The sequence below is a fragment of the Streptomyces sp. NRRL F-2580 genome (assembly GCF_000720115.1).
Taxonomy (GTDB): domain Bacteria; phylum Actinomycetota; class Actinomycetes; order Streptomycetales; family Streptomycetaceae; genus Streptomyces.
This window is the reverse complement of the sequence record NZ_JOIR01000005.1, coordinates 95,878-107,690: the sequence shown is the minus strand read 5'-3', so window position 1 is coordinate 107,690 and position 11,813 is coordinate 95,878. Positions and strand designations below refer to the sequence as shown.

Here is an 11,813-nt window from a genome sequence, read left to right as displayed (position 1 = left end):
ACGGAGAACTCTGTGGAGCCCGGACGGGCGGGCGGCGACGTGCGCCGCCGACCGCCCCTCCGGTCACTCGCCTGGACGGATCAGTTCGCGTCCTGGTAGCACGGCTGGTCGCCGCCGAGCAGGCGCAGCTTCAGGTCGGGAAGCTTGAAGGTTCCCGCCGTCGTCGCCCACGCCTTCTGGCGCACGTTCGTCAGGATCGCCTTGTCGGCGCGCTGCGAGAACGCGTACGGGCTGGCGACCGTGCCGGCCTGCGGCTTGGTCTTGTGGCTCGAGTCGCCGACGGCGACGCCGATGTCCAGGTTCTTGAACTCGGCGTCGGTGTCGAGCTCGGCAACATCCAGGTAGATGTTGTCGGCGACGGCCGGCTTGCCCTTGTGACCGGTGCGCAGCTGCAGCGTGATGTTGCCCAGCGGCGTCGGGGTCACCAGTGACTGGCACATGTTGGTGATCTCGGCGTGGCTGAACCCGGAGATGGTGACCGGGTGGTGCTGCGCATTGCCCTTGAGGTCGTGCCCCTCGGCGATACCGCCGTACTGAATGAGGTTGTCACCGTCAAGCTTGTCGGCCGAGACCTTGAAGTCCTGGCCGGAGACGCTGAAGGACGCCGCGAGGGCACCCTGCGCCAGACCCACACCGACCGCGGCCGTGGCCGCGATGCTCGGCACCATGACGAGCGCGAAGCGCTTCCATCTGGTCCCGCCACGAACCTGAGAACTCATTTCGTTCCTCCTTCTCGGACGTACATCTCCGGTCCGGGCCGTGCCCGTCCTGGGATGGGAGAAGTGCTACGTCCTCGGGAAGGAGCGCAGGCGGCCGGGCCGCGGCTGTGCCACGTCCGAAACACCGGCGATCACCCCCGAGCGACAACCACTGGGCCACGCGTTCGCGCAACCTGGAGGACAGGCCCCGCCGGTGTGGCAGAGACCCCCCTGTCCCACGGCCGGTGCCACTGCCACAGGCCGACTCGGTGGGGACCCTTCACCGCGGCTCCGAGTGAGCGGCTCTGCGGGAAGGACCGAGCGTCGCCGATCGTGGTCCATTCCCGGCCGGGGCACAAGGGGGTTCGTTACTGGCGGGTAACGGGCAGATAACCTGAGTACGACCTGCCGCGGTCGGGCAGCAACACAGGGTGTTACCCGGGGCCACGACAGAACGGTGGAATGGTGAACACACCGGACAGTTCACGGGGTTCGATTTACTGCGAGTAACAGCGGCCGCGATTACCAAGTTTTGGTAAAGCGCGGCCGCTGTTCATCTACGTGTCAACAAATCGCCGGCCGCCCGGAGCCGGGCCGGATCGGGCGGATCGGGTCGGATCGGGCCTAGAAGAGCACCCGCGCGAGCGCCGTACGCGCCGCGGACACCCGCGGGTCGTCGGCACCGATGACCTCGAACATCTCCAGCAGCCGTAGCCGCACGGCGTCCCGGTCCTCACCGAACGTGACGCGCACGGTGTCCACCAGACGCCCGAACGCGTCCTCCACGTGACCGCCGACCAGGTCGAGGTCGGCCGCCGCGATCTGGGCCGCCGGGTCCTTCGGGTTCTCGGCCGCCGCGGCACGCACCGCCTGCGGGTTCATGTGCTGGACGCGGGCGAGGAGCTCGGCCTGGGCCAAGCCCAGCTTGGCCTCGGTGTTGGCCGGGTCGTCCACGAGCACGTTCTTGTACGCCTGCACCGCGCCGCCCAGGTCACCGGCGTCCAGCGCGACGACGGCCGCCTCCAGCAGGGCGTCGTACGGGCCGGCCGGGGCCTCGGTCTCGGTCGGGGCGGCCGGAGCGGCCCCTTCCGCGTTCGGGTCCACCTCGATGCCGATGATCCCGAAGCGCTCCTCGGCGACCTGCACCAGCTGGGCCAGGGTCTCGCGGATCTGCTCCTCGGGGGCCACGCCCTGGAAGAGCGGCAGCACCTGACCGGCGACCACGGCGAAGACCGCCGGGATGCCCTGGATCTGGAACTGCTGCATCAGCATCTGGTTGGCGTCGACGTCGACCTTGGCCAGCACGAGGCGGCCGTTCGCCTCGACGGTCAGACGCTCCAGCAGCGGGCTGAGCTGTTTGCACGGCTGGCACCACTCGGCCCAGAAGTCCAGGACGACCGGGACCTCGGCGGAGAGCTGGAGCACATCGCGTTCAAAGCCGGCCTCGTCTACGTCGATGACGAGCGCGGACGGCGGCACCGCGCCGGCGGAGGGGCCCGCCCCGCCACCCTGGCCGGCCTGGCGTGCCGCTTCGGCGCGGGCCTGCTCGGCCTTGGCCTTGGCCTCGCCGGCCGCCTTCACCGCGGCGAGGTCGACGACGCCGCTCATGGACATGTTTCTGGGCTGCATGCGTACATCCTCCCCCGTGTGCGCGCGCCGACGAAAAAGATCGCGTGAATTGGCCGTACCGGCCGTCCGTCGCGATCGTGGTGCTGGTCCGATACTGGTCGTGGTGCTGATCGGCGCCGGGTCCCCACCTGGCGCCTGTAGCCCTTCGCGTGGTTGTCGCTCTTACGCTACGAGCCGTAGCGTAACTCCCCCGGCGGCCGTCCGGGGCGTTTCGCGTCCCGTGATCTGAGCCACAGCGGGCGCCTCGGCTACCGGCGGGTATGGTCTCGGCCATGCGCAACCCCAGCCCCGGCCGCACCGGTCGTCCCCGCAGCGCCGCCGCGGACACCGCCATCCTCGCCGCGACCCGGGACGCGCTGGTCGAGCTGGGCTGGTCGAAGCTGACGATGGGCGACGTATCGGCCCGCGCGGGGGTCGCCAAGACCACCCTCTACCGGCGCTGGGCGGGCAAGAACGAACTGGTCGTGGACGCGGTGGCGGAGCTCTTCGACGCGCTCGAACTCCCGGACCGGGGCTCCCTCGAAGCCGACATCGAGAACGTCGTCCTGCAGTTCGCGGCGCTGCTGCGGCGCCCGGAGGCCCGTACGGCCCTGATGGCGGTCGTCGCCGAGTCCACCCGCGACGAGGCCCTGCGCGACCGGATCCGGTCGGCGATCGTGGACCGGCAGAAACGTCTCGTCGTACTGGGACGCGAACGGGCCCAGGCCCGCGGTGAACTCCCGTACGAGGAGGACGAGTCCCTCGCGGACCGCACCACGGACCTGATCTTCGACGTGATCGCGGGCACGGTGGTGCACCGCGCCCTGGTGAGCTCCGAACCGGTGGACGAACTCTGGGTGGCCACCTTCACGGCCCTCCTGATGCACGGCCTGCGCGGCCCCGCCGCGGCCTGAGCGGCGAAACGGCCGGCCGCGGCGCCCGTAGGGGGCACCGCGGCCGGCCGTCTCACACCGTGCGGCGGGGGCGCGGGGCTAGAAGCCCGGCGGCTCCGTGTAGGTGCCCCACTCGTCGCGCAGGACGTTGCAGATCTCGCCCAGCGTGGCCTCGGCGCGCACCGCGTCCAGCATGGCCGGGATCATGTTCGACCCGTCCCGGGCGGCGTCGAGCATGGCCTTCAGGGAGGCGGTGACCCTGGCGTCGTCGCGCCGGGCCTTGCGCGCCGTCAGCTCCCGTACCTGGACGGTCTCCACCTCGTGGCTGACCCGGAGGATCTCCAGGTCCCCGGTGACCGACCCGTGGTGGACGTTGACGCCGACGACCCGCTTGTCGCCCTTCTCCAGCGACCTCTGGTACTGGAAGGCCGACTCGGCGATCTCCCCGGTGAACCAGCCGTCCTCGATGCCGCGCAGGATGCCCGAGGTGATCGGTCCGATGGGGTGCTGTCCGTCCGGGTGGGCGCGCAGGCCGCGCTCCTTGATCTGCTCGAAGATCTTCTCGGCGTCGGCCTCGATGCGGTCGGTGAGCTGCTCCACGAACCAGGAACCGCCCAGCGGGTCCGCCACGTTGGCGACGCCGGTCTCCTCCATCAGCACCTGCTGGGTGCGCAGGGCGATCTCGGCCGCCTGCTCGCTCGGCAGGGCGAGGGTCTCGTCGAGGGCGTTGGTGTGCAGGGAGTTGGTGCCGCCGAGGACGGCCGCGAGGGCCTCCACGGCGGTGCGCACGACGTTGTTGTACGGCTGCTGCGCGGTCAGGGAGACGCCGGCGGTCTGGGTGTGGAAGCGCAGCCACATCGACTTCTCGCTCTTCGCCCCGTAGACCTCCTTCATCCAGCGCGCCCAGATGCGGCGGGCGGCGCGGAACTTGGCGATCTCCTCGAAGAAGTCGAGGTGCGCGTCGAAGAAGAAGGAGAGGCCGGGCGCGAAGGCGTCCACGTCCATGCCGCGGGAGAGGCCGAGCTCCACGTAACCGAAACCGTCGGCGAGGGTGTAGGCGAGCTCCTGCGCGGCCGTGGCCCCGGCCTCGCGGATGTGGTAGCCCGAGACGGACAGCGGCTTGTAGGCCGGGATGCCCTTGGTGCAGTACTCCATCAGGTCGCCGATGAGGCGCAGGTGCGGCTCGGGTTCGAAGAGCCACTCCTTCTGGGCGATGTACTCCTTGAAGATGTCGGTCTGGAGCGTGCCGTTGAGCACGGCGGGGTCCACACCCTGCCGCTCGGCGGCGACCAGGTACATGCAGAAGGCGGGCACGGCGGGGCCCGAGATCGTCATCGAGGTCGTGACGTCACCCAGCGGGATGTCCTTGAACAGGATCTCCATGTCGGAGGCGGAGTCGATGGCGACCCCGCAGTGCCCGACCTCGCCCAGCGAGCGGGGGTCGTCGGAGTCGCGCCCCATGAGGGTCGGCATGTCGAAGGCCACGGAGAGCCCGCCGCCGCCGGCGGCCAGGATCATCTTGTAGCGCTCGTTGGTCTGCTCGGCGTTGCCGAACCCGGCGAACTGCCGGATGGTCCAGGTCCGCCCGCGGTAGCCGGTGGCGTGCAGCCCCCGGGTGTACGGGTACTCCCCGGGCCACCCGATGCGCTCGAACCCCTCGTACGCGTCGCCGGGCCGGGGCCCGTAGACGGGGTCGACGTCATCTCCGGAGAGCGTCGTGAAATCGGCCTCGCGCTTGCGGGCCTTGTCGTACCGGGCCTGCCAGCGACGGCGGCCCTCCTCGATGGCGTCTGCGTCCATACCCATGAATTTACTAGGACGTCCTAGTAAATGTCGATGGGCAACCCCCGGGGACCCGCCCCGGGGGTGGGTGACGCTCGCCTCGTATCAGGCCTTGGCGGTCGCCAGCGAGTCGCTGACCAGCGGTTCCACCTCGGCGCGGACCTTGCGCTCGACGAAGAAGGCGGCCAGCGGAATCGTGCCCGACACGAGCACCCAGAGGAGCTTGCCGAAGGACCACTTGGCCTTGGAGCCCAGGTCGAAGGCGAAGACCAGGTAGATCATGAAGAGGACGCCGTGGGCCTGCGAGACCGCGAAGGTCAGGCCGGCGCCGGTGTCGAAGCCGTACTTCGCCACCATGCAGGCACAGAGGATCAGGAGCATGACCGCGGTCACGTAGGCCATGACGCGGTAGCGGGTCAGCACGCTTCGTTTCATGCGGACGAGCCTAACCGTCCGTTTTGCTCGATCTTGACGCGGCCCCGGTGATCGCGGGACGGGCCCGGGGGTCCGCCCGGGTCCGCCTCAGGACTCCTCGAAGTCCGCGGCGGCCACCCGCAGCGGGCGCAGCAGCGCGAAGATCTCCGCGCACTCCTCGGCGTCGTAGGCGCCGAGGCCGAACTCGATCGCCATCAGGTCCTTCGTGGCCGCCTCGACCACCTCGCGGCCCTTCTCCGTGATGGAGGCGAGGGTGCCGCGGCCGTCGTTCGGGTTGGGCCGCTTGTCGACCAGCCCGGACCTCACCAGCCGGTCCACGGTGTTCGTCACCGAGGTCGGGTGGACCATCAGACGCTCGCCGATCTTCGACATCGGCAGTTCCCCGGCCTTGGAGAAGGTGAGCAGCACCAGGGCCTCGTACCGCGCGAAGGTCAGCCCGTACGGCTTGACCACGGCGTCGACCTCGCTGAGCAGGATCTGGTGCGCCCGCATGATCGAGGTGATCGCGGCCATCGAGGGCACGGGCCCCCAGCGCTGCTGCCAGAGCTCGTCGGCGCGGGCGATGGGGTCGAAGGGAAGGCTGAGCGGCTTGGGCACGTCCCCGACCCTACCGGGAGGTCACTTCGCGGCGGGGGCCGTCTCATCCTTCAGTCCCCCCTCCTGCCGGGCGGCGGCCCGGAGTTCGGCGAGGAGCAGCAGGACGACGGCCGTGCCGAGGATCCCGGAACCGGTGACGACCGCGTGCACCGGCAGGAACTCGGCAGCGAGACCGGCCAGGGCCATGCCCACTCCCTGGAGGGTCATCAGGCCGGTGCTGAGCAGGGTCATCGCCCGTCCGCGCAGCTCCTCGGGCACCGCGTCGACGTACCACTGGTCCAGCCCGAGGGTGTAGGCGTGGGCCAGGCCGGCGAGCAGCAGCGCGGTCAGCAGGAGGGGCACGCCCGGCCGGCCGGCGAAGAGCAGGAGCGGCAGCAGACCGGCGGCGGCGAGCGGGGCCACGATCCGCGATCGCGTCCGGGCGGTGAGGGCGGAGCCGGCCCAGAGTTCACCGGTGATGGTGCCGACGGGCATCGCGCACATCAGCAGCCCGAGGACCGCGGTCCCGGCGCCGATGCCGTCGACGTAGGGGGCGAGCAGCGCCTCGGGCACCACGAGGAAGACGGGCGGCAGCCAGAAGAGCAGGGTGAGCGCGCGCAGCCGGCGCCGGCCGAGGACGGCGCGCAGTCCGGCGAGGGGGGAGGTACGGGCGCTCGTACGGGCGGGCCGGCTGCGCGTGCCCAGGCGCAGCAGCAGCGCGGATCCGAGGAATCCGGCGGCGGTGAGGGCGATGGCCCCGCGCGGTGCGAGCACGGTGAGCAGCAGTCCGCCGAGGCCGAATCCGACGAGCTGGGCGCTCTGGGCCACCATGCGCATCAGCGAGCGGCCCAGGACGAAGGTGTCGCCGGGGCCGAGGATGTCGGCGAGGGAGGCGTTGCGCGTGCCCTGGAAGAGCGGCGCCACGAAGGCCATCGCGCAGCGCAGGGCGAGGAGCACGGCGACGGGCGTGCCCGGCAGGATCATGGCCGTCGCGCAGGCCGCGCAGACGAGGTCGCACGCGACGAGCACCCGCCGGGCGGGGTGCCGGTCGGCGATCCCGGCGAGCAGCGTGCCGCCGAGGGCGTACGGGAGGAAGCCGAGGGCGAAGGTGAGCGCGCTCATCAGGGGTGAGCCGGTGGCGCGGTAGACGAGCACGGTGAGGGAGATCTCGGCGACGACGACGCCGAGTACGGACATCAGGTGGGCGGCGAAGACGGGGCGGAATTCTCGGGTCCGGAAGACGGAGCGGTAGCCCGGTGACGGCGTGGACCGCGCGGGCGCCTGGGTGTCGGCTGGCATGGGGTCCAGCGTCCGCACCGGAGCCGCCGCGCTCCAGAGATTCGTCCGTACCCGAATATTGAGGTATTGAGGCGACGCACACGTGTGGGGAGGGGGGCCGGGATGGGCCTGCACCATCGCTTCGGACACCGGGACCTGCTGCGGTGCCGGTTCGCGCTGTCGCCCGCGTGGGAGACCCAGGAGGCGGTGCGCACCCTGAACCGCCCGGACCGGCAGGGCTACCACCTGCCCTGGCTGCGGCGGATCCGGGCCGCCGCCGACGGGCTGGACCTGCGGCCGCTGTGGCTGCTGATGCCGCGCCGGGGGCACAGTACGGACTTCATCAGCCCGCCGCCGAGCGGCCCCGGAGTCAGCTTCGAGGAGGAGCTCGCGCTGATCCGCGCGGCCGATCCGGCCGCGGCGCGCGAGGACATGCGCAAGGCCCTGGCCTGTACGCCGGGCGCGCTCGACAGCGAAGCGGGCCGGGCCCTGCTCGCCGATCCGGCGCGGTCGGTGCAGGAGCTGGCCGATCTGATCGAACGGGCCTGGAGCGTCCTGGTCGAGCCGCACTGGCCGCGCCTGCGGGCCCTGCTGGAGGCCGATGTCCTCTTCCACACGCGCCGCCTCGCGGCCGGCGGCCTGGAGTCGCTCTTCGACGGTCTGCACCCCGACCTCTCGTGGGACGCCGCCTCCCTCACCCTGACCATCGAGCGGCCGTCGCACCACGAACGCGTTCTGGGCGGCCAGGGCCTCGTGCTCATGCCGAGCGCCTTCGTCTGGCCGCAGATCGCGGGCGGCTTCGACCCGCCCTGGCAGCCGACCGTGGTCTACCCGGCCCGGGGGGTCGGCGCCCTGTGGACCCCGGTACGGGAGGACACCCCGGCCGCGCTCGCCCGCCTGCTGGGGCGGGCCCGGGCCGACGTGCTGTGCGCGCTGGACGAACCGTCCTCCACCACGGCACTGGCCCACCGGCTCGGCCTCGCCCCGTCCACGGTCTCGGCGCATCTCGGCACCCTGCACGCGGCGGGCCTGCTCATCTCCGCCCGCCACGGCCACCAGGTGCTCTACGAGCGCACCCCGCTGGCCATCGCCCTCGCGAGCGGCGACCCCACGGTGTCGTAAGGGGACGGCGACTGACCGTTATGTCACGATATCCCGGTCCGCTGCCCGACCCTTCGTCCCGAGGAAGCCGGATGCCCTCCGCCGCCCCCAGACGCCGCCTGCACTCCGTCCTCGGCCTCCTCGCGCTGCTCGCCGCCGCCCCGGCCTGCTCGGGCGGGCCGGCGCCCGCGCCGGGACCGCCCGCGGCCGCCTCGCCGGGCGCGCCCGCCGCCGAGTCCCCGTACTGGGTGGACCCGCGGAGCGAGGCGGCCCGGCAGGTCGCCGCCTGGGAGGCGGCCGGCCGCAACAGCGACGCCCAGGTGCTGCGCAGGATCGCGGACCGGCCGACGGCCCTGTGGGGGCCGGGCGGTGACCCGGGACCCGAGATCCGCCGGGCCGGGGCGGGGGCGCGGGCGGCCGGGCGGACCCTGCTGCTCGCCGCGCACAACATCCCGTACCGCGACTGCGGGCAGCCGCGGGCCGGCGGCGCCCCGAACGCCCAGGCGTACCGCAAGTGGATCGGCGCCTTCGCCGACGGCATCGGGACCACCAAGGCCGTCGTCATCCTGGAGCCGGGCGCCCTCGCGCACACCGTCGACGGCTGCACCCGGGCCGAACACCACGCGGAGCGCTACCGGTTGCTCTCCGAGGCCGTCGACCGGCTCAAGCGGAACCGCAACACCAAGGTCTACCTGGACGCGGGCGATCCGGCCTCGGTCAAGAACCCGACGGACCTCGTGCCGCCCCTCGCCAAGGCGGGCCTGGAGCACGCGGACGGCTTCGCCGTCAACGTCTCCGGCTTCCAGCCCGACGCGGCCGCCCGGGCGTACGGCGCCAGGATCTCCGAGCGGACCGGGAACAGACACTTCGTCATCGACACCGGCCGCAACGGCGAAGGCCCGCTGCCGGGCGACCCCGCCCAGGCCTGGTGCAACCCGCCGGGCCGCGCCCTCGGAACCCCGCCGACCGACCGCACGGCCGACCCGCTCGTCGACGCGTACCTGTGGATCAAGCCCCCGGGCGAGTCCGACGGCCCCTGCCGCGGCGGCCCGAAAGCCGGCACCTGGTGGCCCCCCTACGCCCTGGGCCTGGCCCGCCGAGCCAGGGAGTAGCAGATCCAGCCCGCCGGCGTCTGAGGCGCGGGGTCCGGGGCGGAGCCCCGCTCTTCCAGCCCGCCGGCGTGTGAGGCGCGGGGTCCGGGGCGGAGCCCCAGAAAGCCGGGCGCAGCCCGGGGCCCCCACCACCGGCCCGCACACGCGAAAGCACCCCCGGCCGGGAGGCCAAGGGCGCTTCGGGTACACCAGACACGGCAGCCGGGCGCCTCAGCCCCCGGCGAGGTGCCGCTCCACCGTCTCCACCTTCGACGTGATCCCGTCGCTCACACCGGGCCGGATGTCGGCCTTGAGGATGAACGAGACCCGCGGCGCCCGCTCCTCGACCGCGGCCACGGCGCGCCGGACCACGTCCATGACCTCGTGCCACTCGCCCTCGACGGTCGTGAACATCGCGTCCGTACGGTTCGGCAGTCCGGACTCGCGGACCACCCGGACCGCGTCGGCGACGTACTCGCCGACCTCTTCACCGACCCCCAGCGGGGTCACCGAGAACGCGACGATCACGCTTGCGCCACCTGTCGCGCGCGGGCCGCCACCACGCTGTCGGCCTCTTCCCGCTTGAGCAGCTTGTCGCCGTACAGCCCGCCGAACGGCACCAGCGAGAGGACGAAGAACAGCAGGACCCTCTTCGCCGGCCACTTCGCCTTGGTCCAGACGTCGATCAGGAGGACCAGGTAGGCGAGGAACAGGATCCCGTGGATGGCGCCGAGCGGCATCATCAGGTAGTCGATGTCCGAGATCCGGCTCAGCATGGAGCCGAAGATCAGCAGGGCCGGGAACGACAGCGCCTCCGGAACGGAGATGAGTCGCAGACGGTGCAGGGCGGAGGCGGTCTTGATGTCCACGTTCAACCTTCGGGGTGGAGGCCTGGGTCGGTTCCAGTGTCTCAGCCGCTTTGCGGGATCTTGACCCGACCCCTTCCCCTCCGCGGCGGGCCCGGATCGCCCCGGCATCGCCCCGATATCGACCAGGTGTGGCATATATCGGCCACGGGGCCCTGTTCGGGTTCGCCCGGTGCCGATAACGTCTTCCCGTGGCTCAGTTCCGACTCCAAGGCAGCAAGGTGCTGGCCGTCGACCTGACCGGGGATGCCGTGAAAGCGAAGAACGGCTCCATGGTCGCGTACGACGGGCAGATGGCCTTCAAGAAGATGACCGGCGGTGGCGAAGGCCTCCGCGGCATGGTGACCCGCCGGCTGACCGGCGAACAGATGACGGTGATGGAGGTACAGGGACACGGCACCTGCTTCTTCGCCGACCGCGCCAGCGAGATCAATCTGGTCAATCTGCGCGGCGAGAAGCTCTACGTCGAGTCCAGCAACCTGCTGTGCACCGACGCCGGTCTGCGGACCGGCACCACGTTCACCGGCCTGCGCGGTGCGACGACGGGCAACGGTCTCTTCACCACGACCGTCGAGGGCTCCGGCCAGGCGGCCATCATGTCCGACGGTCCGGCGGTGGTGCTGCGCGTGAGCGCCCAGTACCCGCTCTCCGTCGACCCGGGGGCGTACATCGCGCACACCGGCAACCTCCAGCAGTCCTTCCAGTCCGGCGTGAACTTCCGCACGCTGATCGGCGAGGGTTCCGGCGAGGCGTTCCAGATCCGCTTCGAGGGCGAGGGCCTGGTGTACGTGCAGCCCAGCGAGCGCAACACCGTCGGGGGCGACATCTGATGCCGTTCCGCGAGATCAACTCGAAGATGGTCGAGGCGCAGGTCGTGCCGGGCCAGAAGATGTTCAGCCAGCGCGGCGCCATGCTCGCGTACCGCGGCGAGGTCTCCTTCACCCCGAGCCTGACGGGTGGTCAGGGCGGGGTCATGGGCATGATCGGCCGCCGGGTGGCGAACGAGCAGACCCCGCTGATGACGGTCGAGGGCAGCGGCACCGTGATGTTCGGCCACGGCGGCCACCACATCCAGGTGATCAACCTGACCGGCGAGACCCTCTACGTCGAGGCCGACCGGCTGCTCGCCTTCGACGGCACCCTGCAGCAGGGCACGATGTTCATGGGCTCCCAGGGCGGCGTCATGGGCATGGTCCGCGGTCAGGTGACCGGCCAGGGTCTGTTCACCACCACCCTGAAGGGCCACGGCTCGGTCGCCGTGATGGCCCACGGCGGGGTCATCGAGCTCCCCATCACCCCTCAGCGCCCGATCCACGTGGACCCGCAGGCGTACGTCGCCCACCACGGCGACGTGCGCAACAAGCTCTCCACCGCGCTCGGCTGGCGGGACATGGTGGGCCGCGGCTCGGGCGAGGCGTTCCAGCTGGAGCTCTCCGGCCAGGGCGCGGTGTACGTACAGGCCTCCGAGGAGAAGCTGTGAACTTT

At 71.5% G+C, this 11,813-nt stretch carries 13 protein-coding genes; 5 read left to right on the top strand and 8 right to left on the bottom strand.

Translation table 11 applies throughout. The features are described from left to right. Positions 1–80 precede the first annotated feature (80 nt). Entirely contained in the window at positions 81–719 is a 639-nt protein-coding gene (locus IF88_RS0106600; RefSeq protein ID WP_030708213.1) for a DUF6230 family protein, read from the bottom strand. Positions 720–1,322: 603 nt separating this feature from the next. Then, positions 1,323–2,327 carry a tetratricopeptide repeat protein gene (locus IF88_RS0106595; RefSeq protein WP_030708211.1) on the bottom strand — a complete coding sequence of 335 codons (1,005 nt, stop codon included), beginning with the start codon at positions 2,325–2,327 and terminating at the stop codon, positions 1,323–1,325. Positions 2,328–2,599: 272 nt separating this feature from the next. Between IF88_RS0106595 and IF88_RS0106590 the strand changes: the two genes are divergently transcribed. Continuing rightward, the gene (locus tag IF88_RS0106590; RefSeq protein WP_030708208.1) at positions 2,600–3,220 is read left to right on the top strand and encodes a TetR/AcrR family transcriptional regulator; all 621 of its coding nucleotides are present in this window, start codon (positions 2,600–2,602) and stop codon (positions 3,218–3,220) included. 78 nt (positions 3,221–3,298) lie between these two features. Here IF88_RS0106590 and IF88_RS0106585 read toward each other — a convergent pair whose 3' ends face one another. From IF88_RS0106585 to IF88_RS40100, 4 genes are all read right to left on the bottom strand, one after another. Beyond that, the gene (locus IF88_RS0106585) at positions 3,299–4,999 is read right to left on the bottom strand and encodes an acyl-CoA mutase large subunit family protein (RefSeq protein WP_030708206.1); all 1,701 of its coding nucleotides are present in this window, start codon (positions 4,997–4,999) and stop codon (positions 3,299–3,301) included. Between the two features lie 87 nt (positions 5,000–5,086). Then, positions 5,087–5,416 carry a DUF3817 domain-containing protein gene (locus IF88_RS0106580; protein WP_030708204.1) on the bottom strand — a complete coding sequence of 110 codons (330 nt, stop codon included), beginning with the start codon at positions 5,414–5,416 and terminating at the stop codon, positions 5,087–5,089. 87 nt (positions 5,417–5,503) lie between these two features. Beyond that, entirely contained in the window at positions 5,504–6,013 is a 510-nt protein-coding gene (locus IF88_RS0106575; RefSeq protein WP_030708202.1) for a MarR family winged helix-turn-helix transcriptional regulator, read from the bottom strand. A gap of 21 nt (positions 6,014–6,034) precedes the next feature. Then, positions 6,035–7,291 (bottom strand): MFS transporter, encoded by a 1,257-nt coding sequence (locus IF88_RS40100; RefSeq protein WP_107050488.1) that lies wholly within the window; start codon positions 7,289–7,291, stop codon positions 6,035–6,037. 102 nt (positions 7,292–7,393) lie between these two features. Between IF88_RS40100 and IF88_RS0106565 the strand changes: the two genes are divergently transcribed. Both IF88_RS0106565 and IF88_RS0106560 read left to right on the top strand, forming a co-directional pair. Beyond that, positions 7,394–8,392: an ArsR/SmtB family transcription factor gene (locus tag IF88_RS0106565; RefSeq protein WP_030708200.1), complete on the top strand. Its 999-nt coding sequence runs from the start codon at positions 7,394–7,396 to the stop codon at positions 8,390–8,392. Between the two features lie 71 nt (positions 8,393–8,463). Next, on the top strand, positions 8,464–9,483 hold the full coding sequence (locus tag IF88_RS0106560) for a glycoside hydrolase family 6 protein (RefSeq protein WP_030708198.1): 1,020 nt from the start codon (positions 8,464–8,466) through the stop codon (positions 9,481–9,483). A 210-nt stretch (positions 9,484–9,693) separates the two neighbouring features. Here the strand turns inward: IF88_RS0106560 and IF88_RS0106555 are convergent, their stop codons facing one another. Continuing rightward, complete coding sequence (locus tag IF88_RS0106555; RefSeq protein ID WP_030708196.1) at positions 9,694–9,990, bottom strand: MTH1187 family thiamine-binding protein; 297 nt, start codon at positions 9,988–9,990, stop codon at positions 9,694–9,696. After that, on the bottom strand, positions 9,987–10,331 hold the full coding sequence (locus IF88_RS0106550; protein WP_030708195.1) for a DUF3817 domain-containing protein: 345 nt from the start codon (positions 10,329–10,331) through the stop codon (positions 9,987–9,989). Before IF88_RS0106550 ends, IF88_RS0106555 begins: the two co-directional genes overlap by 4 nt. A gap of 188 nt (positions 10,332–10,519) precedes the next feature. On the opposite strand from IF88_RS0106550, the gene IF88_RS0106545 reads away from it, so the two are divergent. Together IF88_RS0106545 and IF88_RS0106540 are read left to right on the top strand one after the other, a co-directional pair. Further along, positions 10,520–11,158 (top strand): AIM24 family protein, encoded by a 639-nt coding sequence (locus IF88_RS0106545; RefSeq protein ID WP_030009698.1) that lies wholly within the window; start codon positions 10,520–10,522, stop codon positions 11,156–11,158. After that, complete coding sequence (locus IF88_RS0106540) at positions 11,158–11,808, top strand: AIM24 family protein (RefSeq protein ID WP_030708193.1); 651 nt, start codon at positions 11,158–11,160, stop codon at positions 11,806–11,808. Before IF88_RS0106545 ends, IF88_RS0106540 begins: the two co-directional genes overlap by 1 nt. Positions 11,809–11,813 lie beyond the last annotated feature (5 nt).

Excerpts from the sequence above, each read along its gene's own strand:
- IF88_RS0106585 (WP_030708206.1), bottom strand. The coding sequence starts at position 4,999 with ATGGACGCAGACGCCATCGAGGAGGGCCGCCGTCGCTGGCAGGCCCGG.
- IF88_RS0106590 (WP_030708208.1), top strand. The coding sequence starts at position 2,600 with ATGCGCAACCCCAGCCCCGGCCGCACCGGTCGTCCCCGCAGCGCCGCC.
- IF88_RS0106600 (WP_030708213.1), bottom strand. The coding sequence starts at position 719 with ATGAGTTCTCAGGTTCGTGGCGGGACCAGATGGAAGCGCTTCGCGCTC.
- IF88_RS0106580 (WP_030708204.1), bottom strand. The coding sequence starts at position 5,416 with ATGAAACGAAGCGTGCTGACCCGCTACCGCGTCATGGCCTACGTGACC.
- IF88_RS40100 (WP_107050488.1), bottom strand. The coding sequence starts at position 7,291 with ATGCCAGCCGACACCCAGGCGCCCGCGCGGTCCACGCCGTCACCGGGC.
- IF88_RS0106540 (WP_030708193.1), top strand. The coding sequence starts at position 11,158 with ATGCCGTTCCGCGAGATCAACTCGAAGATGGTCGAGGCGCAGGTCGTG.
- IF88_RS0106595 (WP_030708211.1), bottom strand. The coding sequence starts at position 2,327 with ATGCAGCCCAGAAACATGTCCATGAGCGGCGTCGTCGACCTCGCCGCG.
- IF88_RS0106565 (WP_030708200.1), top strand. The coding sequence starts at position 7,394 with ATGGGCCTGCACCATCGCTTCGGACACCGGGACCTGCTGCGGTGCCGG.
- IF88_RS0106560 (WP_030708198.1), top strand. The coding sequence starts at position 8,464 with ATGCCCTCCGCCGCCCCCAGACGCCGCCTGCACTCCGTCCTCGGCCTC.